The 26,540-nt window shown below is 43.6% G+C and carries 29 protein-coding genes; 12 read left to right on the top strand and 17 right to left on the bottom strand.

Translation table 11 applies throughout. From position 1 onward, the window contains the following. Positions 1-20: 20 nt before the first annotated feature. The 3 genes from H7844_00145 to pyrF all read left to right on the top strand — a co-directional run bounded on the left by H7844_00145 (position 21) and on the right by pyrF (position 1,744). A complete protein-coding gene (locus H7844_00145) occupies positions 21-431 on the top strand; it encodes a DUF202 domain-containing protein (GenBank protein ID MEO5355696.1) in 411 nt (136 codons plus the stop codon). 8 nt (positions 432-439) lie between these two features. Beyond that, positions 440-841 carry a DUF202 domain-containing protein gene (locus H7844_00140; GenBank protein ID MEO5355695.1) on the top strand — a complete coding sequence of 134 codons (402 nt, stop codon included), beginning with the start codon at positions 440-442 and terminating at the stop codon, positions 839-841. 180 nt (positions 842-1,021) lie between these two features. Then, complete coding sequence (gene pyrF, locus H7844_00135) at positions 1,022-1,744, top strand: orotidine-5'-phosphate decarboxylase (GenBank protein ID MEO5355694.1); 723 nt, start codon at positions 1,022-1,024, stop codon at positions 1,742-1,744. 36 nt (positions 1,745-1,780) lie between these two features. Here the strand turns inward: pyrF and H7844_00130 are convergent, their stop codons facing one another. The 7 genes from H7844_00130 to H7844_00100 form a co-directional block, all read right to left on the bottom strand. Further along, the gene (locus tag H7844_00130) at positions 1,781-2,758 is read right to left on the bottom strand and encodes a KpsF/GutQ family sugar-phosphate isomerase (protein ID MEO5355693.1); all 978 of its coding nucleotides are present in this window, start codon (positions 2,756-2,758) and stop codon (positions 1,781-1,783) included. Between the two features lie 6 nt (positions 2,759-2,764). After that, positions 2,765-4,438 carry a CTP synthase gene (locus H7844_00125; GenBank protein ID MEO5355692.1) on the bottom strand — a complete coding sequence of 558 codons (1,674 nt, stop codon included), beginning with the start codon at positions 4,436-4,438 and terminating at the stop codon, positions 2,765-2,767. Further along, complete coding sequence (gene kdsB, locus H7844_00120) at positions 4,417-5,190, bottom strand: 3-deoxy-manno-octulosonate cytidylyltransferase (GenBank protein MEO5355691.1); 774 nt, start codon at positions 5,188-5,190, stop codon at positions 4,417-4,419. The genes H7844_00125 and kdsB overlap by 22 nt, the downstream gene beginning before the upstream one ends. Next, complete coding sequence (locus H7844_00115; protein MEO5355690.1) at positions 5,187-6,023, bottom strand: ParB/RepB/Spo0J family partition protein; 837 nt, start codon at positions 6,021-6,023, stop codon at positions 5,187-5,189. The genes kdsB and H7844_00115 overlap by 4 nt, the downstream gene beginning before the upstream one ends. After that, a complete protein-coding gene (locus tag H7844_00110) occupies positions 6,020-6,805 on the bottom strand; it encodes an AAA family ATPase (GenBank protein ID MEO5355689.1) in 786 nt (261 codons plus the stop codon). Before H7844_00110 ends, H7844_00115 begins: the two co-directional genes overlap by 4 nt. A 96-nt stretch (positions 6,806-6,901) precedes the next feature. Beyond that, positions 6,902-8,092, bottom strand: coding sequence for a tryptophan synthase subunit beta (gene trpB, locus H7844_00105; GenBank protein ID MEO5355688.1), 1,191 nt, complete (start codon positions 8,090-8,092; stop codon positions 6,902-6,904). Positions 8,093-8,138: 46 nt separating this feature from the next. Then, positions 8,139-8,408, bottom strand: a complete 270-nt coding sequence (locus H7844_00100; protein MEO5355687.1) for a hypothetical protein — start codon at positions 8,406-8,408, stop codon at positions 8,139-8,141. 248 nt (positions 8,409-8,656) lie between these two features. Between H7844_00100 and H7844_00095 the strand changes: the two genes are divergently transcribed. Together H7844_00095 and aroD are read left to right on the top strand one after the other, a co-directional pair. Beyond that, positions 8,657-10,681, top strand: coding sequence for a methyl-accepting chemotaxis protein (locus tag H7844_00095; protein ID MEO5355686.1), 2,025 nt, complete (start codon positions 8,657-8,659; stop codon positions 10,679-10,681). Positions 10,682-10,723: 42 nt separating this feature from the next. Then, a complete protein-coding gene (gene aroD, locus H7844_00090; protein MEO5355685.1) occupies positions 10,724-11,419 on the top strand; it encodes a type I 3-dehydroquinate dehydratase in 696 nt (231 codons plus the stop codon). A 137-nt stretch (positions 11,420-11,556) separates the two neighbouring features. On the opposite strand, the gene H7844_00085 is transcribed toward aroD, so the two are convergent. Together H7844_00085 and H7844_00080 are read right to left on the bottom strand one after the other, a co-directional pair. After that, the gene (locus H7844_00085; protein MEO5355684.1) at positions 11,557-13,758 is read right to left on the bottom strand and encodes a heparinase II/III family protein; all 2,202 of its coding nucleotides are present in this window, start codon (positions 13,756-13,758) and stop codon (positions 11,557-11,559) included. A gap of 125 nt (positions 13,759-13,883) precedes the next feature. After that, complete coding sequence (locus tag H7844_00080) at positions 13,884-14,096, bottom strand: hypothetical protein (GenBank protein MEO5355683.1); 213 nt, start codon at positions 14,094-14,096, stop codon at positions 13,884-13,886. A 263-nt stretch (positions 14,097-14,359) separates the two neighbouring features. On the opposite strand from H7844_00080, the gene H7844_00075 reads away from it, so the two are divergent. Together H7844_00075 and H7844_00070 are read left to right on the top strand one after the other, a co-directional pair. After that, positions 14,360-14,845 (top strand): archaeosortase/exosortase family protein, encoded by a 486-nt coding sequence (locus H7844_00075; GenBank protein ID MEO5355682.1) that lies wholly within the window; start codon positions 14,360-14,362, stop codon positions 14,843-14,845. After that, entirely contained in the window at positions 14,812-15,393 is a 582-nt protein-coding gene (locus tag H7844_00070) for a hypothetical protein (protein MEO5355681.1), read from the top strand. Before H7844_00075 ends, H7844_00070 begins: the two co-directional genes overlap by 34 nt. Here H7844_00070 and H7844_00065 read toward each other — a convergent pair. The 6 genes from H7844_00065 to H7844_00040 form a co-directional block, all read right to left on the bottom strand. Then, positions 15,384-16,109, bottom strand: coding sequence for a hypothetical protein (locus H7844_00065; protein MEO5355680.1), 726 nt, complete (start codon positions 16,107-16,109; stop codon positions 15,384-15,386). The genes H7844_00070 and H7844_00065 overlap by 10 nt on opposite strands. Positions 16,110-16,334: 225 nt before the next feature. Then, complete coding sequence (locus H7844_00060) at positions 16,335-16,499, bottom strand: rubredoxin (GenBank protein ID MEO5355679.1); 165 nt, start codon at positions 16,497-16,499, stop codon at positions 16,335-16,337. A 194-nt stretch (positions 16,500-16,693) separates the two neighbouring features. Beyond that, positions 16,694-17,212 carry a Uma2 family endonuclease gene (locus H7844_00055; protein MEO5355678.1) on the bottom strand — a complete coding sequence of 173 codons (519 nt, stop codon included), beginning with the start codon at positions 17,210-17,212 and terminating at the stop codon, positions 16,694-16,696. A gap of 79 nt (positions 17,213-17,291) precedes the next feature. Next, positions 17,292-17,906 carry a transferase gene (locus H7844_00050; protein MEO5355677.1) on the bottom strand — a complete coding sequence of 205 codons (615 nt, stop codon included), beginning with the start codon at positions 17,904-17,906 and terminating at the stop codon, positions 17,292-17,294. Beyond that, positions 17,903-18,973, bottom strand: a complete 1,071-nt coding sequence (locus H7844_00045) for a Gfo/Idh/MocA family oxidoreductase (protein MEO5355676.1) — start codon at positions 18,971-18,973, stop codon at positions 17,903-17,905. Before H7844_00045 ends, H7844_00050 begins: the two co-directional genes overlap by 4 nt. Before the next feature lie 91 nt (positions 18,974-19,064). After that, on the bottom strand, positions 19,065-19,397 hold the full coding sequence (locus H7844_00040) for a nitrous oxide-stimulated promoter family protein (protein ID MEO5355675.1): 333 nt from the start codon (positions 19,395-19,397) through the stop codon (positions 19,065-19,067). A 116-nt stretch (positions 19,398-19,513) separates the two neighbouring features. Here H7844_00040 and H7844_00035 point away from each other — a divergent pair, with 116 nt between their 5' ends. Next, complete coding sequence (locus H7844_00035) at positions 19,514-20,632, top strand: metallophosphoesterase (GenBank protein ID MEO5355674.1); 1,119 nt, start codon at positions 19,514-19,516, stop codon at positions 20,630-20,632. Between the two features lie 54 nt (positions 20,633-20,686). Here the strand turns inward: H7844_00035 and H7844_00030 are convergent, their stop codons facing one another. Both H7844_00030 and H7844_00025 read right to left on the bottom strand, forming a co-directional pair. Continuing rightward, complete coding sequence (locus tag H7844_00030) at positions 20,687-21,205, bottom strand: Uma2 family endonuclease (GenBank protein ID MEO5355673.1); 519 nt, start codon at positions 21,203-21,205, stop codon at positions 20,687-20,689. A gap of 121 nt (positions 21,206-21,326) precedes the next feature. After that, positions 21,327-23,009 (bottom strand): FtsX-like permease family protein, encoded by a 1,683-nt coding sequence (locus H7844_00025; protein MEO5355672.1) that lies wholly within the window; start codon positions 23,007-23,009, stop codon positions 21,327-21,329. Between the two features lie 139 nt (positions 23,010-23,148). On the opposite strand from H7844_00025, the gene H7844_00020 reads away from it, so the two are divergent. The 4 genes from H7844_00020 to H7844_00005 form a co-directional block, all read left to right on the top strand. Beyond that, the gene (locus tag H7844_00020) at positions 23,149-23,826 is read left to right on the top strand and encodes a type 1 glutamine amidotransferase (protein MEO5355671.1); all 678 of its coding nucleotides are present in this window, start codon (positions 23,149-23,151) and stop codon (positions 23,824-23,826) included. A gap of 29 nt (positions 23,827-23,855) precedes the next feature. Further along, complete coding sequence (locus H7844_00015) at positions 23,856-24,194, top strand: P-II family nitrogen regulator (protein MEO5355670.1); 339 nt, start codon at positions 23,856-23,858, stop codon at positions 24,192-24,194. 34 nt (positions 24,195-24,228) lie between these two features. Continuing rightward, on the top strand, positions 24,229-25,641 hold the full coding sequence (gene glnA, locus H7844_00010) for a type I glutamate--ammonia ligase (GenBank protein MEO5355669.1): 1,413 nt from the start codon (positions 24,229-24,231) through the stop codon (positions 25,639-25,641). 355 nt (positions 25,642-25,996) lie between these two features. Beyond that, a partial coding sequence (locus tag H7844_00005) for a LysR family transcriptional regulator (GenBank protein ID MEO5355668.1) occupies positions 25,997-26,540 on the top strand: 544 nt, incomplete at its 3' end.

Genomic DNA, 26,540 nt, shown 5'->3' with positions numbered 1-26,540 from the left:
TAGCATATTTTAAATAAAATATGGTAGATTATCGTGTTTTGACGGAGCAGGAAAAATATATAGAACGTGTCCGGCAGGTGATGGACAGAAACTTCCTTGCCTGGGTTAAGACTGGGATTTCCATTGTAGTGTTTGGAATTATCAGTGAGAAGTTTGTTGTTTTCATAGAGGGACTTACAGCGTTTTCATCTGTGACGGAGCGAGGGGGTATATCTTTTTCAAGAATATTGCTAACCTCATCGGTAATTGGAAGCGTACTGCTGGTGTTGGGGACTTCCGTTATTTTTATGGCAGCCATCCGGTATAAAAATGTAAATAAAATGGTAAAACAAGGCCGTTATACGATTCCCAATTATTTAACGTGCTTTATTACCATGGTAGGTCTGATTATAAGCGTAGTGTTAATTTATAATTTATATAAATCTTTCTAAGGGGAACAATGGAAGAAAAAAAAACTAATGAATTCAGCCATATACTTCAGCATCTTTCAAATGAGAGAACGTTTCTTTCGTGGATACGGACGAGCATTTCAATTATGGCATTTGGATTTGTAATCGAGAAGTTCGGCCTGTTTTTACTTAAATCAATGGATATTCTGAATGCAGCTTCCCTAAAGGCTGCAGAGGTAGAGGAGATAGAGAAGTATTCCACCTCAATTGGTAAGATGTTGATAGTGTTTGGAGTGGTGTTAAGTTTATTTTGCTTTATCCGGTATAAGAAAATCGAAAAGCAGATTTGCATTGAAAGGTTCATTTTGTCGCCGATTCTGGATATAATTCTAACGCTCTGTGTTATGTCTATCGGCATACTGTTTCTTGTGCACATGAGGCATACTTTTTAATAGAATGGAAACTATAGAAGTCTCCACTGAGCGATAGATTTTTTCCGGAGCAGTTCTCAGCAAGCAGTTCATTTTACCTGCTTCCGGGTGAGTGTTTTTTAGGCTGAAGCCTGATTATATCTCGTTATGATTAAGTGAACTGCTTTTTTCAGGTTTAAATGTTAAATAAGTAAAAAAACGATGACACAGGAATTAATAAATAAATTATGTGTGGCTCTGGATGTTGACACCTCCAGCGCTGCTATGGAGCTTGTAAGCAAGTTAAAAAACTATGCCGGTTACTTTAAGGTCGGTTTTCAATTATTTACAAGTGAGGGGCCCCAAATAGTAAAAGCCATTATAGCGGAGGGCGGGAAAGTCTTTCTGGATTTAAAATTCCACGACATACCAAACACTGCGGCTAAGGCCTCAATTGAGGCAATGAATTCAGGAGCCGCAATCTTTAACCTTCATGCCTCCGGCGGTTTTGAAATGATGAGCGCCGTCTCAAACGCTTTAAATACAGAATCGGCGCAACGCAACATTCAAAAACCGGTTGTATTGGCTGTCACCGTGCTTACAAGCCTAAACGGCAAGATTTTAAACGATGAGCTGAGAGTGCCTGGGGATGTACAAACACATGTGCTTCATTTAAGCAGACTTGCTAAAGAAGCAGGACTGGATGGAGTCGTTGCCTCCGCCCGTGAAATAAAACCTGTAAGAGAAGCCTGTGGCAATGGCTTTATAATTCTCACCCCCGGAATAAGGCCTGCATGGTCGGCCACTGACGATCAAAAACGTTTTATGACCCCAAAAGAGGCCATATCCTCAGGGGCCGATATTATTGTAATAGGCAGACCCATAATTTCAGCCAAAAACCCTGTTGACGCCGCTAAAAAGGTGCTGGATGAGATTCACTACTAATACAATGTGACAATCAAAGGATATTATCAATTCACTTTACACAATTCCTTTTCTTAAGATATCATGCAGATGGATGATGCCTGTGGCGCAGCCCTCAGAGTCAGGCACAACCAGGGATGTGATTGAACGAGTCTCCATAACTGACAGGGCTTTCACGGCAAGCTCATCGGCAGAGATAGAAAGCGGATTTTTTGTCATCACCGCCGCCGCCGTCATATCAAAAAAACCACGCCCCCACTGCTCTATTCCTCGCCTCAGGTCTCCGTCTGTTATTATGCCAAGGATTTTCCCGTCATCTCCGGCAACAATGGTTACCCCCAGCCGCTTAGATGATATTTCCATCACAGCCTCCGTCATCTTAGCCTCGGGTTTAATGTACGGAAGCGTATCGCCGGTGTGCATTAAATCTTCCACTTTTATGAAAAGCTGCTTGCCTATTGCTCCGTTAGGATGAAAAAAAGCAAAATCCTCTTTCTTAAATCCGCGCTTAAGCAGCAGCACCACGGCAAGGGCATCCCCCATGGCAAGAGTCGCAGTTGTTGAGGAGGTCGGCACAAACCCCATCGGGCACGCCTCCTCCTTAACCGTTATATCTATGTTTACCACAGACTCTCTTGAAAGTGTTGAATTTATATTGCCGGTCATGCTGATTAGATTTATGTTAAATCGTTTGAAAAAAGGGATCAGCTTCAGAATCTCTTCAGTCTCGCCGCTGTTTGATATGGCAATAACCACATCGTCGCTTGTCACCATGCCAAGGTCGCCGTGGCCTGCCTCAGCTGGGTGCATGAAAAACGAGGGTGTGCCGGTTGAGGCAAGGGTTGCCGATATTTTCTTTCCTATCAGCCCTGACTTTCCCATTCCTGTAAGCACTGCCTTGCCGCGGCTTTCAAAAATCAGGTCCACAGCCGCAATGAAACGGCTGTCAAGCTTATCCATTAATCCAAGGATGGCCTGCGCCTCCTCATATAGTACTCCCCGGGCGGTTTCTATTATTTTACTCTCTGAAATCACTCTGCGCTACCTTCTGTCTAAGGCGCTTATTCCATGTGTTGGAAACAGGGAACGCTTTTCCCTAATTGCCGCTGATATGAATGCCTTAAAAAGGGGATGAGGCTCAGTCGGCCGAGACTTAAACTCAGGATGAAACTGGCAGCCGACAAACCACGGATGCCCCCCTATTTCCACTATCTCCACCAATTCCCCGTCAGGGCTCAACCCGCTTATCCGCAACCCCCTGGATTTAAAAAGCTCCCTGTACTTGTTGTTAAACTCATACCTGTGCCGGTGGCGTTCCGTCACCTCCGCCGCCGCATAGGCGGCATGGGCATTAGAGCCCGGCTCAAGGACGCACGGATAACCGCCAAGGCGCATTGTGCCCCCCTTTTCACTTTCGGCGGAGCGCTTTTCTATCAAACCCTTCCTGAAATCAAACCACTGCTCCATCAGGTAAATCACCGGCTCCACCGTATGCTCGTCAAACTCGGCACTGTTAGCTCCGGCTACCCCGCAGACGTTTCTTGCAAACTCTATTACCGCACACTGCATTCCAAGACATATTCCAAAATATGGAATCCTCTTTTCCCGCGCATACTGCACGGCTGTTATTTTCCCCTCTATGCCTCTAACTCCAAACCCCCCGGGCACCAGTATCCCGTCCACATCGGAAAGCTGCCCCTCCACCCCATGTTTTTCTATCTCCTCAGAATCAATCCATTTAAAATCCACCCTTGCATCATTTGCAATTCCACCGTGGATTAGCGATTCCATCAGGCTTTTGTAAGCATCCTTAAGGCCGACATACTTTCCTACCAAAGCGATTGTTACATCATTGGCAGGGTTTTTTATAGTGCTTACAACATTATGCCATACATCAAGCTTAGGGGCATCCGTGTTGAGTTTAAACTTCCGCTCTATCAGAGTGTCCAGCCCCTCTTTATGAAGCACCAGCGGAACCTCATAAATGGTGTCCACATCTATGGCACTTATCACGGAGTCCTCCTCGATGTTACAGTGCAGGGCGATTTTTCTTTTCATATCCTGTGGAATTGCCCTGTCTGAGCGGCAAAGAAGCACATCTGGCTGTATGCCTATCTCACGAAGCTCTTTTACGCTGTGCTGAGTAGGTTTTGATTTCAACTCCCCCGCACTGCCGATGTAGGGCACAAGGGTCAGATGAAAATACATGGTGTTGTCCCTGCCCACATCATAGGGAATCTGCCGGATGGCCTCAAGAAACGGCAAACTTTCAATGTCTCCGATTGTGCCCCCGATTTCCACTATTACCACATCCACACCGTCACAGTCCAGAGACCGTATCGCCGACTTTATCTCATCCGTAACATGGGGCACCACCTGCACGGTTTGGCCCAGGTACTGCCCAAGCCGTTCTTTTCGGATAACATTAAAGTATATCTTTCCTGTTGTGTAGTTGTTTTTCTGAGAGCTCTGAACATGTGTAAACCGCTCGTAATGGCCAAGGTCGAGGTCTGTTTCCGTTCCGTCCTCAGTCACATACACCTCGCCGTGCTGAAAAGGGCTTAACGTGCCCGGGTCAAGGTTTATGTAAGGGTCCAGTTTTTGAAGGCTTACCTTTAACCCCCTTGCCTCCAAAAGCGCACCAGTTGCCGAGGCGGCTATCCCCTTGCCTAAAGACGATACCACTCCGCCTGTCAGGAATATGTATTTAGCCATCTCTCCACCTTCCCTGTATCCTCAGGATGGTCCACCGCTATAGTGTTAAAGGCGGTTTCACCGACTTTGATTTTATAACCGTTAGCAAGAGCCCGTAATTGCTCCAGCTTTTCCGCCCTCTCTAAAACACTCTCAGGCAGTTCTGAAAGCCTGATGAGGACGTCTTTTTTATAACTGTATATTCCGATATGCTTAAAATATTGTATCCCCGCAGGGTTTATATCATCCATGTTAATAAGTGGTAATTTACCGTCAAACACATCTCTAAGATAAGGAATCGTTGATCTCGAAAAATAAAGTGCAAAATCCTCGCAGTCTGTGACAACCTTAACGATGTTTGGATCAAATAGTTCGCAGGTGTCTGTTATTTTCTTTTTCAGTGTTCCCATTGAAGCTCTGTCATCGTGCATTAGCTCAATTACAGCGTCAATCATAGCGGGCTCAATGAGCGGCTCATCCCCCTGTACATTTACAACCACGGTAAAGGGCAAGTCTCGCACCGCCTCGGCAATCCTGTCCGTGCCACAGGCACAAGACTCACTTGTCATAACGGCAACACCACCAAAACCCTCCACAGTGTTAAATATGTCTGTGTTGTCTGTGGCCACAAAAACCGCATCCGCAAGGCGTGCCGTTTTTGCCCGCAGCCATACGTGTTCAATCATGGGTTTACCGTTTATCAGCGCCAGTGGCTTGCCCGGAAACCTCGTTGAGCCGTACCGCGCCGGTACAATAACAGCAGCTTTTGTCATACTCTCAGTATATCAATAATCCTGTTAAGGTCATCCATTGAATAATAATCTATCTCAATACGTCCGGTTTTACCGTTATGATGGATTCTGACTTTAGTGCCCAGGGAGCGAATCAGTTCATCCTCAACGCCTGCGATATGCGGGTCCTTCTTAGGAGGTTCCGGTTTTTTTACGTTGGTTGTTGTGGCGGTGGAGAGTTTTTTACAGAGGTTTTCCGTTTCGCGCACACTGAGCGCATTTTTAACCACAGTGTGAGCCGCCTCCAGTTGGGCGGGCTGTTCCGTAAGAGAGAGAATCGCCTTGGCATGTCCCATGGAAAGCGCCCCGGATATTACAAAAGACTTTATCTCCTCCGGCAGGCTGAGAAGCCTCAGATAGTTTGCCACAGTGGCCCGTTGCTTGCCGATTTTTTGAGAAAGCTCCTCCTGGGTTAACCCCTGCTCATCTATGATTCTGAGAAATGCCGCCGCAGTCTCTATAGGGTTTAACTCCTCCCGCTGGATGTTTTCTATAAGTGAGATCTCAAATGACTCCTCAGAGCTCTCGTCACGAATGATGCAGGGGATTTTCCTGATGCCTGAAATTGCAGCGGCCCTCCAGCGGCGCTCGCCTGCCACCACGGTGAAAGTGCCGTCCCCCGCTCTGGATACTATGATGGGTTGAATTATTCCCTGCTGAGTTATCGATGTAGCCAGCTGATTTAACGATTCATCTGAAAAATGCTTACGGGGTTGAGACGGGTTTGGAAAGATTTTTTCAATCTCAATCTGGTGGATTTCCTCGCCCTCAACAGGAATCAGTGCATCCAGTCCTCTTCCCAGGGCTTTTTTCATAAGCTCACTTTATTTTGCGGCTGCATATCACCGAGAATTTCTCTTGCCAGCATAAGGTAAGTCTGTGCGCCTCTTGAACGAACATCATAGTACAAGGCCGGCTTGCCGTGCCCGGGAGATTCACCAAGGGTTACATTTCTCGGAATAATTGTTGTATAGACTTTCTGCCCAAAATGAGCTTTCACCTCTTTTGCCACCGCCGATGACAGAGAGTTTCTGGCGTCAAACATAGTCAGCAGGATTCCCTCTATAGAAAGTGACGGATTAAAAGACCGTTTAACAAGATTAATGGTTCTCATAAGCATGGTGAGTCCCTCAAGTGCGTAGTACTCACACTGAACCGGCACTATTACAGAGCCGGCGGCCACCAGGGAGTTTAAAGTTATAAGCCCAAGTGAGGGCGGGCAGTCTATGAAAATATACTGGTAGCGGTCCCTTAGGGGTATAAGCGCATCTGAGAGCAGCCACTCACGGCGGTCACGGTTAACCATCTCCAGCTCCACGGCCAGCAGGTCTATTGAGGAAGGGGCCAAAAACAAATGGTCATACGGGGTTGTGATGATGATGTCTTCTATCTTATGCTTTGATGTGTAAACATCATAGAGTGTTTTGACAAGGTTTTTCCTGTCAATACCTAATCCGCTTGTTGAATTACACTGCGGGTCGGTATCCACTATTAAAATATCCTTACCGGCCAACCCCATTGAGGCGGCCAGATTTATTGCGGTCGTAGTTTTGCCCACTCCGCCTTTCTGATTTGAAATTGATATTACTTTCCCCACAATCTTCCCGATTCCGTAATTATAACAAAATTTAAAGTTTTTTGTGTTTAATTAAGTGACACAGAATTTATTGCCACAACAAATATATACTGATTTCTATCTGAGTTCAATCCCTTTAATTCTTGCAACCTGTTGAACGTCTTTGTCGCCTCTGCCCGATAAGTTAATTATAATAATGGTATCCTTTGACAAAGTGGGAGCAAGTTTTACAGCCTCGGCAATAGCATGGGACGATTCAAGGGCAGGGATAATTCCCTCGGTTTTGGATAAAGTTTCAAAGGCCTCCATAGCCTCGGAGTCAAGGGCATATGAGTACTGCACGGCCTCGGTATCGTGCAGATAGGCGTGTTCGGGGCCTACGGAGGCATAGTCCAGCCCTGCCGAGACTGAATGAGTGCTGAGGACATTGCCGTTATCATCCTGCAGCAGGTAACTCTTACAGCCCTGAAAAACCCCCACAGAGCCGCCTGAAAAGCGTGCCGCATGTTTTCCGGTCTCAATCCCCAGCCCTCCCGCCTCTACACCGATGAATTCTATGTGTTTTTTCTTTCTGTCCGTTAAAAAAGAATTGAAAAGTCCCATAGCATTACTTCCCCCGCCGACACAGGCTATCAGGTAGTCTGGAAGGCGCCCCTCGGCCTTAAGTATCTGCTGTTTCGCCTCCTGCCCGATTACAGACTGAAAGTCTCGTACCATGGAAGGAAAAGGATGAGGGCCAAAGACTGTGCCCAGCACATAGTGAGTATCTCTGACGTTTGTAGTCCAGTCTCTGAGAGCCTCGTTGATAGCATCTTTTAGGGTTTTAGAGCCCAGAGAGACCTCCCTGACCTGAGCCCCCAGAAGGCGCATTCGAAAGACATTAAGTGATTGGCGTTGCATGTCCTCCGAGCCCATGTATATTTCACAGTCAAGTCCAAAAAAAGCTGCACCCGTTGCTGTGGCAACACCGTGCTGACCGGCGCCGGTTTCGGCAATGAGACGTCTTTTACCCATTTTTTTGGCAAGGAGCGCTTGCCCGACTGCATTATTTATTTTATGGGCGCCGGTATGAGCCAAATCTTCACGTTTCAGATATATCTTAGCGCCGCCCAGATATTTAGTAAGCCTTTGGGCATAATACAGAGGAGTCGGCCTCCCTATGTAGTTACTCTGAATTTCCTTTAATTGGCTTTGGAAATCACTGTTACCTTTTGAGTCGTTATAGGCTGTCTCAAGTTCACTGAGGGCCGGAATCAACGTCTCCGGAACATATCTGCCCCCATAAATACCAAAATATCCTTCTCTCATTTCTCTGATTCCTTACTACAGTTTGTGCTTGACAAGCTAAGTGTAACTACTGCTTCAGAGTCTCCTCCAATTTCTTAAAACCCTCTTCAATTACCTGCCTGAAATCGTCTCTGCTTTTTCTTGAGGTTTCAAGAAACTCTCTTATCACTTTCTCTCCCTCATTTTGGATAGCCTTCCCCGATGCCGCCATTTCAATGAGCACTTTTTCACTTAATTCATGGATTTCATATATGTTATCCAGTGTGGCATAAAATGACGATTTGATAAAACCCAGAAACTGCATTATATCAACATTTACATCTTTACTCTCACTCATTAAACCAGCCTCCACCACAACAAGGTAGCTCTTTATACATTAACATCAGGGTATATGCTACATTTTAGTTTATGCTTCTGTCAAGTTTTGGAAATCTGAACTGCACTTGAAAAATATTATCTATAACATATACAATATCGTCAAATGGAGGTGCAATAGTGGAGATTTGTCCGTCTCTGATTTAGACATGCGTTGACTACGCAGGTGTGAATGTTTACAAAGGTATAAATATTACATGGAGGAGAGAAATGTTTAAAAATTTGAAAATCGGCACAAGGCTATATTTACTGGTGGGCTTCATGTCCGTAATAATCATTGCTCTTAGTGTGTTGGGCATAATGGCTTCAAAGAGCATAAATGCTAATTTCGACAGTCTTTACGCTGACAGGATGGTGCCTCTTCAGCAGTTGTCAACAATTAACGACAAAATGCGTGAAAACGTACAACAGTTGCTGCTTGCCTCTTTTCATGATCCAATCATAGAGGTAAGCAAGGTTCATAACGCCGACCACCCTATAACAAAGCACACAGATAAGGTTGATTCAAACGTTGAGGATATCGGCAAGCTGTGGAAAGAGTATATGGCTACAACCCTGACACCGGAGGAGAGTGAACTGGCAAAGAAGTTTTTAGAGCTCAGGACAAAATTTGTAACTGACGGGTTAAAGCCATGTGCGACATTTCTTAAGGAAGGGAAATTCAACGAGGCTAACCTGTTCATTGTAAAGACTGTGTTACCTCTTTATAATCAGGCTAAAGCCGGTGTTGATGATTTAACAAATCTTCAAAACCGTGTGGGCAAAGAACTGGAAGTTCAAAATGAGAAAACATATGCAAATGCACGGACTATGTCAATAGCCGCTGTTATAATAAGTTTGTTATTATCACTGGTATTTGCGTGGTGGATAATAAGCAGTGTTGTAAAACCGATAAATAAGGCGGTGTATGTAGCCAACAGTTTGGCAGACGGTGATCTTACAGTAAGCATAGATGTTACAGGCAGGGACGAGACTGGACACCTGTTGTCAGCGATGGAAACGATGGTGGATAAGCTCAAGGGAGTAATAGGAGAGGTTCGGGCATCCTCGGAAAATGTATCGGCGGGCAGCGGGGAGTTAAGCAGCGCATCACAATCTGTTTCGCAGGGGGCAACAGAGCAGGCGGCGGCGGTTGAGGAGGTATCATCATCAATGGAGCAGATGGCGTCCAATATCAGGCAAAATGCCGATAACGCCCAGCAGACCGACCGGATGTCGATTAAGGCCTCTCAAGATGCGCTGGAGAGCGGAAAAGCCGTGAATGAGGCAGTAAAGGCAATGAAAGAAATAGCAAGTAAGATATCTATAATAGAGGAAATAGCACGTCAGACCAACCTTTTAGCGCTTAACGCAGCCATAGAGGCGGCCCGTGCCGGTGAGCATGGTAAGGGATTTGCAGTGGTAGCCTCTGAGGTAAGAAAACTGGCGGAGAGAAGCCAAAAAGCCGCAGGGGAGATCAGCACACTGTCAACCACAACGGTCACGGTATCTGAGAAAGCAGGCGCTATGCTTAAGCAGTTGGTACCCGATATTCAAAAAACGGCGGAATTGGTTCAAGAGATAAGCGCTGCAAGCAATGAACAAAACATTGGTGCCGAGCAGATAAACAAGGCGATTGCACAACTTGACCATGTGATTCAGCAAAACGCAGCAGCCGCAGAGCAGATGGCCTCAACAAGTGAGGAACTGACCTCACAGGCCGGCCAATTACATGACGCTATCGCATACTTTAAAACAGGCCATATCACTACAGCAGATTCCGGCGGCGCAACAGTAAGAAAACATACGCCTCCATCCCACATTGCCTATGAAATGAAACCTGTTAAAAAGGCGCCTGCCCGAGCCATACAGTTGACTCATCATAACAATCATTCCGATAAGGCAAAGATAACGTTTGACTTTTCCAACGCAAGAAGTAAACATCTTGCATGGAAGAGCAGGCTTAGAGACTTTCTGGACGGTAAAGAAAGTCTTAGTGAAGCACAGGCTGTTTCACATAAAGACTGCGATCTTGGTAAGTGGTTATATTCCAAAGGAATTTCCACCTTCGGCGATATACCTGAGATGCTAAAACTTGAAAAAATTCACGAGGAGCTTCATTCATTAGTTAAGGATATAGTGCGAATGAAAAATTCCGGCGACACAGCCTCAGCTGAAGCACAATTTACACATATCGGGCCGATGAGTCAGGAGATTATTTCCCTGTTAACGGCCATTGAGAGAAAAGTTACTTAAATCCGGCAAGGGGAGAGTATAAGACTCTCCCCCTTTAATTTAATGAAACAGATAAAAATTGGAAATGTTGCTCTGGGCGGTGCTCCGGTTATAGTGGTGCCTCTTACGGACATAACCGTTAAGACCGTATCGGAGATAAAAACCGCCTCCGTTGTCGAGCTTAGAATCGATATGTTTTCAGATTTTTCCATGAATTGTGTAAGTGCCGTATTCAATGAAACAAAAATGAAATTTAACCTTCCTGTCATAGCCACATGCCGTGCGTTTGAGGAGGGTGGTGCTGTTGAAATCAATGACGGCAAACGAATTGACTTATTAACTGCGGCTGCGCAGTGTGCTGATGCCATAGACATAGAGCTGAACTCCCGTATTTTTGGTGATATTATGAAAATTGCCAAATCTAAGGAAATTCCACTGATAGCCTCTTTTCATGATTTCAAAAAAACGCCGCCACAGGATGAGCTTGAACATATTCTTGAAAAATCAAAACAAGCCGGCGCTGATATAACTAAAATAGCCCTCATGGCTAACACAATGGAAGATGTCGGGCTGCTTGCCGGCTTTACACTGAGGCACAGGGATGCCGCCATAGTGTGTATATCCATGGGTAGTGTGGGAATGGCGTCCCGTGTATTTTTCCCTCTGATAGGCAGCCTTTTTACGTTTGCCACGATAGAGACAACCACAGCGCCGGGACAGCTTAGCGTTGATGAGATGGCTAAGTTTTACGATTTCTGATTAAAATTCCAGACTACCTGAATAATTCCAATTCTAATTCAAAAGGTAAACGCAGGCGGCTGGGAACAAGTGACGCAGACGTACTGTTTTGTACGTTGAGGAGCTTGTGACGAAGTCAACGAAGTTAGACAAATGAATTAGAATTGGAATAATACCCCATAGCCCTTTGAATAACCGGCATTAACCCTGCCCTCTGTCGTAGAAAGCTTTCTGATTGATTCAGTGCCTGTATAATAATCCAAAATCTCAATCTTTCCGGCCTCCAGTATGACCACTCTGTATATGGCGGCTCCAAAGCCGTAGTGTACTCCGGCAAAACCCCTGCCGCCAAAGTAAATACATTGACAATTGCATTTGTCTCTTAACTCAAAAAGCCCGTGAGTTAACTCCCCCGGCTCTCTGTGGTTTTCAAGCTGTGGTGCAAAGTGACATGAGACCGACCTGTATTTGTCCCTGAGCTCCGGCACAGGGCTGTAGAGATAACTTCCCGGGTCAGTGAAATATTCCGCTCCCTCAACACTAAGCTCCACCGACAACTGGTCATTGTGTGCATGTGCCCCGTTATATCTGCCGTCAATCTTTCCACAGCGCACTGCCATGTATAAGCCCTGCGCTTTGAAAATATACAGGCCAAAGTCAGGATAACCGGCCGGGGTTAATCCATCCAAAACACCGGGCGCTTTAACCGGTATGGTTATTTTGTCCCTCTTGGCTGTATCAGAGTTATTAAACTCACTAATTAAATTTTGAAAATCATCAGCTTTGCCATACTCTTTTAGGGTTACATTTGAACAATAATCATCCGGAGGGATAACGACTCCGTTTGTGTAATTTCCTATTATATAGGCCTCTGTTGCATCCACTGGATTTGCAGGCTCAAAAAGCCCCTTAAAGGCTGAAACTACACCGCTGTAGTCAGGGCTGTCCTCATCGTGGTATGTTTCACCGCCCTCAAAACCCTCAAGGTTTTTATATGTTTTCGCCGCCTCATCCATACTCATTGTTTTAAATGAGGTGGTAAGCTTAAACAATCTGCCGCTGTCATTGTCTCCGATTTGCGGAATCTCCTTTCCACCGGGCTTTAGAATGTCAGTTATAAAGTTACCCATGTTCCGGAGCTTTGTAATGTATTGTGAAGAAAAGGGGCTCAACAGGCCGGTGGTGCCTAACGGATAGAGCCTTATTGGAGGCGGCAAAAGCCTGGGATATACTTTGTGGAGTTTATAATTATAATTTTTAAAGACATTAATACGCTCTGTTTTGCAAAGTCCGATAACAAGGGCTGTTGCATAAAGCACCAACTCAGTACACAGGCAGTGGTAAGCGGTGGAGCCCTCAAAGTGAGTGCCGTCATTGTTAAACTGAAAGTCGATCTCACTTATTAACTCAGATACGCCGAAGGCCAGCCAACAGTCAGTCTCCTCACAGGCAGGCAAGTAAGCGGCAACAAACAACAGACCGGTAATTTCAGCTAAATAGTGGTTACCTCTGAGGCTCTGAGACCATTGCAGATTGTTTATGATAAAACCTCCGTGGTCGTATATTAACCGGCCAAAGTGCTTATTGAAACCGTCTCCAAATAAAATTCCGGAAAGTGAGAACATATCATAAGCTAAGAGCATATTGGCCGCCCTGATTCCCACATCCATACCGCTGAGCCAGTGGACACCAAAGCGCGGGGGGTTGGCTGCTGCAAAGTCCAACACCTGATTTTGAAACTCTGCGGCCAAACGCTTCGGGCCCGGTTGTGCTGTATCGTTTTTGAAGCAGGCAAGTGCCAGCGGCGGCAGGTGCTGGAGCCGTGCCAGTTCCCACGGCACTTTTATATCCACCCCAGGCTTATTCAAAAAGGATTGTTTAGCGTAGCAGGTGCTTTCCTTCCATCTGTGGCCCGATTTAAAATCCAGCTGCCAGTCTATCGGGCTGTAGCCACCCCCGATAAGCATCCAGAGGTTCTTTGATCTGAAAAAGTTGGGAAGGGTTACACGATTTAATAACCACATGCCGTTTCCGTCCGCCTTTACTGCTTTACCGGAGTTATAGCGATAGCCGTGAAGCCCTTTACACTCTATGCCATGCTTAACCTCTATCCAGCCGGAGCCCAGAATATTAAATTTATGGTTTAAGGTAAGGTTTATCTGCTTATTATTAGTATATGGTCTATCGGGTTTTATAGTAATAAACCTTTGGGTGATTTCGATTTTTCCGCCTGTTGAAGCAGGCAGAAAAGTATCTCTTATTCTGAATAGTAAATAATTAAGCCGTCTTTTTAGCCGTCTCTTAAACTCCTCAAGCGGGCTCTGTAATATCAGCCGTAAATACCTTGCGATGTTTTTCATAAAAGATATAATGAATCCCTAAAATGAGACAATCAGTTAAGATATATTTGTTTGTCAGCATCTGTACATAATAAAAAATCCTTTCTATTACAAATGAATAAAACTTTCTAAGAAAACCTTAAAAACTATTTCTTTATTCCGGCTTTAATAATAAAATATACTCCACCGATACCGGAGATAACTGCAAATACCAATTGACCGGAATTTGTCATTACAGGTACGGTTGTTGCTGCTGCCGTCGTAGTGGTTGGCGCTAAGCCTGCAAAAGCATCTACAGCAGCCAACAAACAAAACATGAGAACTATTAATGATTTTAAACCTGTCTCTGAACTTAACATAACTTCCCCCTTTTATTGTTTCCGGTAATATCGTAATTTATCATAGCACAGTATAATTTACAACAAAGGAGATTATATTTTATATAGCTAAATTATCTTTTTTCGTAAGCTTGACTTTACCTTCCATAGTGCTTATACAATAAACAGATTTGAACATGCTGCACTGTATGTCTTTAAACCATGAAAAACAGTTATAAATAATGGTAAAAAATCAAAAAAAGCAGATAACCCTGTGGCGGTTTGTTGTACTCTATATAGTTCTGATGTTTGTCTTTTTCAATCTGGTACAATTAAACTACTTTGAGAACTACTTGGATATAAACGGAGTATATTCAAAGGCTATTGTTGTTCTACTCTCTAATGTTGTCAAACTATTTGGAATTCATACAACGTATTATCCGGTAGAGAGGGGAACTGTTATAAATCTTTCAAATATTTCACTAAACGTAAAGTTTGGCTGCAATGGGTTGGAAGCGACAATAATGTATGTATTTGCAATACTGTCATTTCCATCAACCTGGGTTTATAAAATTAAAGGAATTGCCGTTGGTTTTGTAGTAATTCAAATATTAAATATCTTCAGGCTATTGGGAATTATTTTTGTTGCTATCCGTTACAAGGAATACTTTGATTACTTCCATGTGTATTTTGCACAAAGTATCATGATTGCAGTATCACTTGCACTGTTTATTATCTATATCAGAAGATGTACTCTTTGTGGAGAAGAAAAATTCCTAACAAAACAATAAAGGCTGTAGTTATTTTTATTGTTGCCTATATGGTGTTTTTTATCATTTGGATCCAGGTTAAGAACTATTATGCTGTTGCTTTGATTTATGCGGCTTCACCATTGGCTTGTGTAACAAAAGATGCCTCTTTTGAAATCTTAATGCAAAGTGGTGATACTGTAAAAATTAAACTGATACTGAAGAAATTTAAAGAGGAGTGTAATCTAAGTATTTCTACCTCACGATACACCTACAACACGCCGTTAACTTTAGCAATAGCAACAGTGTTCATCCCGTGGATTTATAGAAGGAGACAGGCATTGCTCTATACATTAATTATACTACTGAGCGTTCATCTTTTATATCTGTACAGTTTAGAAACACTTGCCTTAACACGTGTGATTTATGATAAAAGCCTTCATGACGTAGGTGTTATAGAAATGAATGTGCACGTGGTTTTATATCATTTCACAGATTATCTGCTTCTGCGGTTTGAACCGTTTTTAATGGGGTTTGTTTTATATTTCAAGTTTGTGAGAAAAACCCATACAACTATAGGTCATCTATGACGAAAAGGATTGGTTCTTACGGCAAAAGAATACAGATACGGATAGTCCTCCTTCAGGTGGTTTAGGTAATTAAGCCATTGGGTGATTAAAATAGAATAAGCCCTTTGGATGTCGACATTTAAGTGCTCGTAATCTGAGTTTGTAAGTTTTGTAACATCCGGTCTAAGTGATAGTTCCTCGGTTAAATGAAAAACTGCCCAAAGTAGTTCTGTAAACGCTTCGTGTTCTAAGAGATTAGGGTTTTGAAGAAGACCCAGCATAAAGTTTCGTTTCCCTATAAGGAATTCTTTCAATCTGACAAGTCCATCGGTATGACAATCGATATGGCTTATGTATTTGCCTACTTTATTGAGGGATCTATTAAATTCATCTTGACCTGAGTTTGTGTCAAACATCAGTTCTTTCCTGATGCTTTCCACATTAGAATCAAAGCGTTCAAAATACTTTAATAAACTAACTCCAACCTCTGTAAAAAAAGATCCTATCACCATGTTCAGCTTCTGGAGCATATTGACTTTTTCTCTGTAAGCAAGCAACTTGTTTATCACAAGAGTTACTAAAAGCACCTGTATAGGAAGAAATGCGACATCCTGCATAAAATAAAATAATGTGTTTTTTGCATCATGAAAAATTAAAATCTGTATCAGATAAATCCCCAGAGAAAGCAAAATTAAGGAAATCTCCAAAACAAGCTGCCATTTCAGTTTATTTTTCATTGTTTAGATATAATGCTTGGGTCAATAAGTATTGATACCAAGTTGCATTCATTCGATTAACTTTGTTGGCTTTGTCGAAAGCTCCTTGACGTACGAGCATAGTACGCCTTTGTCGCTTTCTCCTTGCCGCCTCGTTACTCTTTTGACTGCTACTTGGTATGATTATTTACCTGCAATAGGCGTTCAAACCTGATCCATCACAGAGGGTTATATATTTCATATTTTTCAATCCTCTACGTGCTTAAAGAATTTTTTATTTACCCCGCACAGTGGGCATTTCCAGTCATCCGGTAAATCCTCAAATTTTGTTAAGGGTGGTATCTTCCCTTTCTTGTCACCCTTTTCCGGGTTGTATATATAGCCACACGTTGCCGCTTGACACTGCCACATAGTCCTCTACCTCCTGTTATCGAGCTTCTTGCTTTGATTTGAGGTATTATACTATTTGTTTGGTTAATTATGGAATAACTCTGGGGAGAGGTGAGAGAAAAATGTCAGTATAGCTCATTCCAAGCCCATAGAGAGCACTTACCTTATTATCGAGTGCATATCCCAGTCAGGTGCTGACACCATGAATCTGCATGTTATTCAAATATGTCATTAACGTTAACTACAAGCCCTTCAATGGCTTTAGATATAACAGTACCCTCAAATGCCGCTACTGAATATAATTTATACTTATCACCGTCAATGGTTAATATCTCTATCGTTTGCACCTCCGGCATAACAATCCAATACTCCGGCACCCTGTATTTCTCATAGATTGCCTTCTTAACCTGCGTGTCTCTTTCATAACTGCATGGTGATATTATTTCACAAACCATATCCGGCACGCCTCGTACCCAATCCTGCCCAATTTTTGAATTTTCCTTCTTTATAAATAATAAATCCGGTTGGAGCCTGTTAACCCCTTCCTCAAATATTACATCAAGTGGAGACAGATACACATCTCCCAAATTCGATAACTTGATATGCCGGCGTATAATGTCATGCAGTATGCCGACAATCCTCTGATGTCTCATAAAAGGACTAGGCCCCATGATTTCCTCTCCGTTGATGATTTCAGTTAAGTCAAAATCTCTCTCTATGGTTGCCGCAAGCATAGCCCAATATAGCACCAAAACAACCGTTTTGTCAAATAACTCTATATTCGTATCAATCGTAGGCCTTTATTGAAATTAACTAAACCTGATATGGAAGCTCATCAATATTTTTAAGCACCTTAGCCGGATTACCCATGACTACCGCACCGTCCGGCACTTCTTTTACTATAACGGAGCCTGCTCCGACAAGAGCTTTCAGCCCTATTACAACACCGGGAAGCACAGTTACATTTGCCCCTAAGACGGCTCCCTCTCTCACACATACCCTCTGCAGGGACTCTTTGGCCGACGGTGAGTTAGGGTACTTTGAGTTGGTTAACACCACATTAGGACCAATCCACACATTGTTTTCAAGCACAGAGTACTCAGGGATGAAGGCCTGCGAGTGAATTCGCACACCGCTTCCAATTGCTACGTGGTGCTCAACCACGGTAAGAGTGCCGATGCTGACATTGTGGCCAATCAGGTTAGACTCCCGGATGTTTGCCTTATTACCGGTGTGAAAGTTGTCGCCTATAGTGTTTCCGGCATAAATTACGGTATGAGAGCGAATAACGGCGTTATCCCCGATTATAGTCTCAAGCGGTTCACCGCTGTAGCCCTGAGGTATCACCCCTATTACGGCAAAGTCCTCAACCGTGCAGTTTTGCCCTAAAACCACGTTAGGATATATTATCGCTGTTTTACTAATCATTTTGTGATACCAAGACGGCACTTCTTTGGAGTAAATAATAAAAACACCTCTTTTTGGGTCTCAACGGACTCATACATTGCATGTATCAGCTCCACTGATTTACGTCCCTCGATGCCTCCGATAAGCCCCTGCTTGTCATGAGTGAGGCTATGCAGCACGTCTTTAAAAAACTCCGTGTGGTTCCATGCACTTTCCTTAGGCACTGTTGAATAATTTTCCCAGATATCGGCATCCATTTCCTCATCCGGCTCCTGAAATTCCCACGTTTTCAGTTCATTCATAAAAAATCCACCGACCACTACCGTGCCCCTCTGTCCCAGTACGCTCACTGAGCCCTCAAGGTCTTTCGGCCTTGTTGCCGTTGTTGCCTCTATTATACCAAGCGCACCGTTTTTAAACTTCAGGATGGCAACTCCTGTATCCTCGGCCTCAATATCCACAAGGGCTGTTGCGGTTTTTGCCATGACGCTCTCAACCGGCCCCATAAGCCAAATCAGCATATCAATGTGGTGGCTTGCCTGATTTGTAAGCACACCTCCGTCATAGGCCCAGCTGCCGCGCCACGATTTTGCCTTATAGTATGTATCGTCACGCCTCCAGCGCACACGTACAGAGGCCAGCACGAGTTTACCAAACCTGCCCTTATCCAGCGCTTGTTTGAGTTTTACAATGGGCGGGTTAAAGCGGTTTTGTTTGACTATAAATATTTTAATCCGTCTTCTGTCGCATTCCTCAAGTATTTTGTCAATCTGAAGGAGACTGAGGGCAAATGGTTTTTCAACAACAAAGTGGCGGTTAAATCTCATCAGCTCCAGAATGTTCTCTCCGTGGAGTCCTGAAGGGGTAAGTATGTTTAAAACGTGAGGGCCGGCCTCTGCTATCAGTTTTTCGACATCGGTGTATGCTCTAATGCCGTGTTTGACGGTAAAAGCCTCGGCGGCTTTGGGGTCAATATCATATGCGCCACAGAGGGAGGCGTTATCAAGCCGCCCTATGGCGGTAACATGTTTATCGGCTATTGCGCCGCAGCCTATCAGGGCAAATCTTATGTTTTTCTCTTTATCCACTGCTTTTATTTGTGATTATAACATTTCCCGCAATTTTGAATATAACAAAAGTTTTGACTGCAACCCGGTATTAACCGCTACCCGGCTGTTCTCAGGATTTCTGTTTTTTTCTGCCTATACCGTCAATTGCATGTAAAAAGGATAGGATAGGATTTCTGAAAATCATTCTCGGACCGGAAAAACGCATAACCGCTCTGATTTTTTCTCTCATATCGGGCTTATAGCAGTGTATGGTGCAGTCCTTGCAGTTGGGTTTGTCATCCTGAAATTTACATTTATCAAGGCGGGCTTGGGAATAATCGTGCAGGCTCAGGCAATCGGGACACAATGACTCTTTTGTGCCGTTGTGGTTTTTCCTGCAGTAGAGGGTTATCATTTTTTCCACTGTTTTTTTTTCAATTTTTATTCTCTGTATTTTAAACATCAGATCAGCTGCTCCCTTTTCGCTGTTTTATTTTGTTTCCATGTTATAGAGTAAGATGTTATTATTTTAAATAATATGATAAAAATCAGCAAGTCAGGATTAACGCAGCATTGAAGTTGTTTATAATCATTTTTGTGGTGGTTTATGGCTCCATGCACATCTATGTTTACAGCCGGATAACTGCTGCGCTAACCATGCCGCTCTTTCTGAGACTTTTCATAGTTTTTTTTATGGTATTAATGGTGGCCGGCCCAATAGTCATAAGAGTCTTAGAAAAGTATGGCTATACAAATGCTGCGGCATTAAGTGCGTACACCGGTTATACGTGGATGGGACTGATAGTTATTTTTATTCCTGTTTCGGTGCTTTTGCAAATCACAAAAACAATATGCAGCTCAGGTTTTATTTCAAAATTTTCAGCCATGAATTTTACAGAACGGACGTTTTTTTTTATTTCTCTAATCATTACACTTTCAGCCTATGTCTATGCCTTCATAGATGCCCGTATGATAAGAACAGAGCGGGTTACAATAAAAACTCCAAAGCTTCCCAAAGGAGCTGTAAAAATAAAAATTGCCCAGATATCAGATGTTCACACAGGTCTTCTTGTCCGTGAAAGCAGGCTAAAACCAATAACCTTAATCCTTAAAAGAGAAAATCCCGATATAATAGTATCAACAGGAGATTTGGTTGACGGACAGCTGGATCATCTGGATGGCCTGTCAGAGCTTTTTAAGGCGCTTAAACCGCCCTCCGGCAAATTTGCAGTAATTGGAAATCATGAACTGTATGCAGGGCTTGATGAAGCACTGGAGTTTACTGAAAAATCCGGTTTTAGAGTATTGAGAAATGAGGCGGTAACTTCCGGTTTTATTAGTATTGCCGGAGTAGATGACAACGAAATAAGCAGATTTAATATCTCTTTAACAAAATCGGAAACAGAGCTGCTTTTGTCACTGCCTAAGGCTAAATACAATATTTTACTTAAACACAAGCCTTTAATAAATCAGGCGGCAACCGGTCTGTTCGATCTTCAGCTCTCGGGACACACTCATAAGGGACAGATTTTTCCATATAACATTTTTCCACAATTGATATTTAAAATCAACACCGGTTTCAGTGAGCTTCATAACGGCTCATCCATATATGTAAATCGCGGGGCAGGCACCTGGGGGCCTCCCATACGGCTTTTAGCCCCGCCTGAGGTCACTATTATTGAGATTGAGCCGCTTTGATTGTTATACCCAGCTGCCATTCAATCGTCTAATTCCACTTCTAATTGGGGGTGATTATTCAAATACATCAGAAATGTTAACTGAAAGCCCTTCTATGACTTTAGATGTAACAATGCCCTCAAGTGCTGCAAAGGAATGTAGTTTATACTTATCACCTGCGATGGTTAATATCTCAATGGTTTGTGGCTCAGGCATAACTATCCAGTACTCCGGCACCTTGTATTTCTCATATATAGCCTTCTTAACTGCTGTATCCATCTCATAACTGCCTGAAGATATTACCTCACAGACCATATCCGGTACACCTCGAACCCAGTCCTGTCCAATATGTGAATTTTCTTTCTTTATAAAGAGGATATCGGGTTGGAGCCTGTTTACTCCTTCCTCAAATATTACGTCAAGGGGAGCTATATATAATCTGCCGAGGTTTTTCTTTTTAACGTAATTATGTATGATATCTGTTAAATTAAGAACAATATATTGATGTCTCATAAAAGGACTAGGCCCCATGATTTCCTCTCCGTTAATAATTTCCGTTAATTCTAAATCTCTTTCAATGGTCCCTGCAGTCATGGTGTATTATTGCGCCAAAGTCATGGTTTTGTCAATATTCGAAATCCGGCATAGAGGTAAGAAAAACGAGTAACGATGTTGAAATTAAAGGAGATAATAGGATAATTGGGATCCCTGCTTATTATCCCTCTCTTATAGCGGCGTATGGGTCGATTCTTGATGCGCTGATGGCCGGGGTTATAACGGCAAATAGGGTGGTTGCAATATTTACGGTAAAAGTCAGCGCTAAAACAGAAATTATCGAGGCAAGTGAGGGCCGGATGTAGAGCAGGTCGAGGCTGCTCATTATCGTATTTTTTACCGCAAAAAATATAGCGTTACCAAAGATGATACCTAAAAACCAGCCGATTGAAGAGATTAACAGCGATTCAATGATTATTCCGTAGAAAACCCCGGAGCGTTTTGCTCCCAGCGCTCGAATCATGCCGATTTCCCGCCGTCTCTCATTTACAATTAATGAAAAAGCTGTAAATAATATCGCAGCACTAAACAGTATAACCGTTATTGCCGGAATAATAAGCGGCTTGGCTTTGGACATCAGGAGTTTTTTCTCCTCTTTAGATGTTACGTTTAGGTCTATTACCGATACGCCTTTGACCGTTTCATATATATTGTGTGTCAGCGCTTTAACCGACATTCCCTTGTCAGCTTTTATGAAAACGGCTGAGAACGTATCGGGGTTCAACAGAGAGAGGTCGGGGGTGTCGTTTTGATTAGTATCCATAAAATCCATACCGGGCAGCGGCTTTTTGGGAACCTTTGGGGCAGGCATTTTTTTGTATTCCGTTATAAACTCCTTAGCCTCATTGACGGCAATAAAAACGGCATAATCGAGATAACCGACTGTTGTGGGAGTCAGGGCTGCGGTAATTTTTCGCTTCTTGCCAAATAATTTAATCTCCTGTCCGGGATAATACTTCACTTTATAACCAACGCTCAGTCCGGCTGCCTGCCCGATTGAGTACTCAATCCATGGCCCCACTATGAAATCATGTTCAGGGTCAATGGCCACTATCAGCACTTTCTCAATTTCAGATTCAATCTCGTAAGAAAAAGGCTGCAGGTATAACTGCGGGGATACCTCGCCTATGCCCTGCACCTTAAGGAGTTTCTCATACACGCCCTCATCAAAATAAAACAGCGAGGGCTCTCCCCTTGTGATAAGATTAAAGGCCTCGGTTTCTTTCCCCTGAGGCACAACCACAACATCAGCCTTTAGCCTGGAAGCGGACAGTGTGAGAGTTTTTTTAACCGTCTCAAACACAGAAAATGATACCAGCGTCACTATCGTAACCACTGAGACAGCAGCAATGAGAGCGCTGCTGCGAAATCCGCACATTTTAAGATTAGCCTGTGCATAGAGAAAGATACTGATTTTTGGGGACAGTTTTTTTTGTTTTTTTAATAAAGCACAGAGTGAAGTTAAAAGCATAACGGCGGCAATGGTTAAGATCATATACTTAATACCGGAATGTGCCCTTATGGATACGGTATTGGCTGCCACTAAAATTTCCTTTTCAGACAAGTAGTAGCTTACAGGGTTTAGGGTAAGAGCATGGATTAGTGCAGCGGCGGAGATTAAAATTGAAATAAAGTGAATTTTTTTGTATTTAAATGATAAAATAGCGGCAGCCATAGCGCCGATACCAAGATATAACTCAGGGTGATAGTGGATAAAGCAGATATTTAGGACATTAGCTTTGGCGGTACTTACAAAGTTTCTAAGTGGAAGCAGAAAGTGTGGATATATGGCAAGCATAAAGCCGGAAAGAAAAAATATGGCGGAGGCTAAAAGTTTGTTCATATACATTCCTTAAAAATTTATTTTTATTGCTTGTTATTTATTATTATAGCAAAATAATAAATAGCTATGTATTTTTAAACGTTCATTTGTTAGAATACTGTGATTTTGTGCAAACTATGGCCACAATGGAGGTTATGCGGTGTCAGTCCTGATAGTGAAAAACATAGCTAACGAGGGCCCCGGCACTATTGTGGATTACCTTAACAGTAATTCCATCGCCTATAAAATAGTTTATCTGAAACAAGAGAAAATTCCAGAGACGGAGGGGTTTGATTCCCTTGTAATACTTGGGGGCCCTATGAGTGTTAACGACACGGAGAAGTACCCTTTTTTAAAACTGGAAGAGGCACTGGTAAGGGAGTTCATAGATAAAGGGAAAAGGGTTCTGGGGATTTGCCTGGGCGCTCAGATGATAGCCGGAGTTTTAAGGCAGAGGGTCTATAGGGGGCCGGCTCCAGAAATAGGCTGGTATAACATTAAAGCAACAGCCGCAGGTATTGACGACAGCGCTTTTTCAAAACTCATAGTGCCGGAGACATCAACACTAAAAGTATTCCACTGGCACGGTGAAACTTTTGATATTCCCGAGGGAGGGCTGAGACTTGCTTCCTCGGAGCTCTACCCTAACCAGGCGTTTAAGTACAAAAACACAGTGTATGCTTTTCAGTTTCACATGGAAGTCAACAAGCAAATGGTTATGGAGTGGATGAGCACAGAGAACGTTGACCTCGGGGAGTTAAGGAAACAAACCGATGAGATTTTTGATTCGTATTTAAAGCGTGCTATGGATTTTTATGGTGAATTTTTTGGAACATAACATAAATACCCGGGAAAGGAGGGTTTTACTTGAAAAAAATAGACGCAATAATTAAACCCTTTAAACTTGATGATGTCAAGGATGCCTTGCATGTTTTGGGTGTGGCGGGCATGACGGTGACGGAGGTTAAAGGTTTTGGAAGACAGAAGGGGCATACGGAGGTTTACAGGGGTACGGAGTATGTTATAGATTTTATCCCCAAGGTGAAAATCGAGGTGGTAGTGCCGGATGATTTGGTTGAGAAGGTGATTGAGGCCATAGAGAAGGCTGCTAAAACCGGTAAAATCGGCGACGGCAAAATTTTCATCTACAGTGTTGAAGATGCTGTAAGAATAAGGACAGGAGAGAGAGGAGACATAGCTCTCTAAGAAAAAACTTAAGAAATGGAGGTTTAGAAAACAAATGACGCCAAAAGAGGTACTTGAGCTAGCCAAGAGAAGAAATGTTGTAATGGTGAATTTACTGTTTGTTGATTTTCCCGGAGTGTGGCAGAACCTATCAGTGCCGATAGGTCAATTGAAGGAGGAGTCCTTTGAGGAGGGCTTTGGTTTTGACGGATCATCCATAAGGGGTTGGCAGGCCATCAATGCTTCCGATATGTTGTTACTTCCTGACCCGACATCGGCTTTTATTGATCCTTTCAGGCTGCACACCACGTTAAACCTTATATGCAATATTCTGGATCCGATAACAAAGGAATCCTACAGCCGTGACCCTCGCTACATTGCAATGAAGGCGGTAAACTATCTGAAGTCAACAGGGATTGCCGATACTGCATATTTCGGCCCTGAGGCGGAGTTTTTCATTTTTGATGATGTGCGCTTTGACCAGAAAGCTCACGAGGGTTACTACCATATAGATTCCATCGAAGGGATATGGAACTCAGGGCGTGACGAAAAACCAAATCTTGCTTACAAACCCCGTTTTAAAGAGGGATACTTTCCGGTATCACCAACAGATGTATTTGAGGACCTTCGCTCTGAGATGTGTATGGTGCTTCAGGCGTGCGGCATAGAGATAGAGGCACAGCACCATGAGGTGGCAACAGCGGGACAGGGTGAAATAGACATGAAGTTTTCCCCGCTTGTAAAGATGGCGGACTTTGTGATGATGTTTAAGTATGTAATTAAAAACGTAGCTTTTAAAAACGGCAGGACAGTGACCTTTATGCCTAAACCGCTCTTTGGTGACAACGGCTCCGGTATGCACACTCATCAGAGTCTGTGGAAAGACGGTAAAGCTTTGTTTGCAGGGGACGGCTATGCGGGTCTCAGTGAGATGGCCCTGCACTACATTGGCGGAATTCTTAAGCACTCAAGGGCACTGGCCGCTATAACCAACCCTACAACCAACTCCTATAAGAGACTGGTGCCGGGGTTTGAAGCACCGGTAAATCTGGCCTATTCGGCAAGAAACCGCTCGGCCTCAATCCGAATCCCCATGTACTCCCAGAGCCCAAAGGCTAAAAGATGTGAGGTCAGATATCCTGATCCATCCTGTAACCCGTACCTTGCCTTTGCCGCCATGTTGATGGCAGGCCTTGATGGTGTGCAAAACAGAATAGACCCGGGTGAGGCTCTTGATAAGGACCTGTATGATCTTGAGCCGGAGGAGCTGGCCTCAGTGCCCCAGATGCCGGGTAGCCTTGATGAGGCTTTGAATAATCTTGAGGCCGGCCATGACTTTCTGTTAAAGGGAGACGTCTTTACCGAGGATTCCCTTAAAACGTGGATATCATATAAGAGAACCAACGAGGTGGACGCAATGAGACTGCGCCCTCACCCATACGAGTTTTTCCTCTACTATGATATTTAAGATATAATTTGTGGTAATAATAGGTGTAGTAGGCGGTAGAGAGACAGAGGATTTGCACCTTGAGGCTGCCCATAATGTAGGGAAACTGATAGCGGAAAAGAGTGGTTTACCGGCATAAGGGAGGCGGCCTCAAGAGGTGCTAATACCAAGTTGCATTCATTCGATTAACTTTGTTGGCTTCGTCGAAAGCTCCTTGACGTCTCCCCAAAGGGGAATCCCCTGTAAGGGGAGGTGTCGCTTTCTCCTTGCCGCCTCGTTACTCTTTTGACTGCTACTTGGTATAAATCGGCGGGAGGATTCACCATCGGGATACTCCTACATGGAGAGAGATTCGTAGGAGGTGTGCAGGGAAGCGATGGAAGACTATAAGTTAAGAGTTTTTTGCACGGTAGCGGAGCTGAAGAGTTTTTCAAAAGCCTCTGAGATAATCCATCTGACTCAACCGGCGGTAAGCGCCCAGATACAGGTCATTGAGGAGTATTACGGCACAAAACTCTTTGACCGGACAACAAACAGCATAGCGCTGACCCCTGCCGGTGAGATTCTCTACAGGTATGCCAAAGACATTTTATCCCTGTACGGGGACGCAGAAAAGAAGATATGTAAGATTACAGGGCTGACAAAGGGCAGCATTCGGGTAGGGGCAAGCCTGACAATAGGAAATTACCTCATTCCGCAGATTATTGCCGACTTTATGAAAATCAACCCGAGGGCACGGGTTAATCTTAAAATCGGAAACACCAAAAAAATAGTGGATATGATAAACACCTCAAGCGTGGATATCGGCTTTGTTGAGTCGGATATGAAGGGGCAGAAATTTATTGTTGAAATTAAAGGAGATAATAGGATAATTGGGATCCCTGCTTATTATCCCTCTCTTATAGCGGCGTATGGGTCGA

The sequence above is a fragment of the Nitrospirae bacterium YQR-1 genome (genome assembly GCA_039908095.1).
Taxonomy (GTDB): Bacteria; Nitrospirota; Thermodesulfovibrionia; order Thermodesulfovibrionales; family Magnetobacteriaceae; genus Magnetomonas.
Note: the sequence above shows the minus strand (reverse complement) of the source record. Positions and strands in the feature narration are given on the sequence as shown.

Excerpts from the sequence above, each read along its gene's own strand:
- H7844_00145 (MEO5355696.1), top strand. The coding sequence starts at position 21 with ATGGTAGATTATCGTGTTTTGACGGAGCAGGAAAAATATATAGAACGT.
- H7844_00140 (MEO5355695.1), top strand. The coding sequence starts at position 440 with ATGGAAGAAAAAAAAACTAATGAATTCAGCCATATACTTCAGCATCTT.
- pyrF (MEO5355694.1), top strand. The coding sequence starts at position 1,022 with ATGACACAGGAATTAATAAATAAATTATGTGTGGCTCTGGATGTTGAC.
- H7844_00125 (MEO5355692.1), bottom strand. The coding sequence starts at position 4,438 with ATGGCTAAATACATATTCCTGACAGGCGGAGTGGTATCGTCTTTAGGC.
- kdsB (MEO5355691.1), bottom strand. The coding sequence starts at position 5,190 with ATGACAAAAGCTGCTGTTATTGTACCGGCGCGGTACGGCTCAACGAGG.
- H7844_00115 (MEO5355690.1), bottom strand. The coding sequence starts at position 6,023 with ATGAAAAAAGCCCTGGGAAGAGGACTGGATGCACTGATTCCTGTTGAG.
- trpB (MEO5355688.1), bottom strand. The coding sequence starts at position 8,092 with ATGAGAGAAGGATATTTTGGTATTTATGGGGGCAGATATGTTCCGGAG.
- H7844_00100 (MEO5355687.1), bottom strand. The coding sequence starts at position 8,408 with ATGAGTGAGAGTAAAGATGTAAATGTTGATATAATGCAGTTTCTGGGT.
- H7844_00095 (MEO5355686.1), top strand. The coding sequence starts at position 8,657 with ATGTTTAAAAATTTGAAAATCGGCACAAGGCTATATTTACTGGTGGGC.
- aroD (MEO5355685.1), top strand. The coding sequence starts at position 10,724 with ATGAAACAGATAAAAATTGGAAATGTTGCTCTGGGCGGTGCTCCGGTT.
- H7844_00085 (MEO5355684.1), bottom strand. The coding sequence starts at position 13,758 with ATGAAAAACATCGCAAGGTATTTACGGCTGATATTACAGAGCCCGCTT.
- H7844_00080 (MEO5355683.1), bottom strand. The coding sequence starts at position 14,096 with ATGTTAAGTTCAGAGACAGGTTTAAAATCATTAATAGTTCTCATGTTT.
- H7844_00075 (MEO5355682.1), top strand. The coding sequence starts at position 14,360 with ATGTTTGTCTTTTTCAATCTGGTACAATTAAACTACTTTGAGAACTAC.
- H7844_00065 (MEO5355680.1), bottom strand. The coding sequence starts at position 16,109 with ATGAAAAATAAACTGAAATGGCAGCTTGTTTTGGAGATTTCCTTAATT.
- H7844_00060 (MEO5355679.1), bottom strand. The coding sequence starts at position 16,499 with ATGTGGCAGTGTCAAGCGGCAACGTGTGGCTATATATACAACCCGGAA.
- H7844_00055 (MEO5355678.1), bottom strand. The coding sequence starts at position 17,212 with ATGCTTGCGGCAACCATAGAGAGAGATTTTGACTTAACTGAAATCATC.
- H7844_00050 (MEO5355677.1), bottom strand. The coding sequence starts at position 17,906 with ATGATTAGTAAAACAGCGATAATATATCCTAACGTGGTTTTAGGGCAA.
- H7844_00040 (MEO5355675.1), bottom strand. The coding sequence starts at position 19,397 with ATGTTTAAAATACAGAGAATAAAAATTGAAAAAAAAACAGTGGAAAAA.
- H7844_00030 (MEO5355673.1), bottom strand. The coding sequence starts at position 21,205 with ATGACTGCAGGGACCATTGAAAGAGATTTAGAATTAACGGAAATTATT.
- H7844_00025 (MEO5355672.1), bottom strand. The coding sequence starts at position 23,009 with ATGAACAAACTTTTAGCCTCCGCCATATTTTTTCTTTCCGGCTTTATG.
- glnA (MEO5355669.1), top strand. The coding sequence starts at position 24,229 with ATGACGCCAAAAGAGGTACTTGAGCTAGCCAAGAGAAGAAATGTTGTA.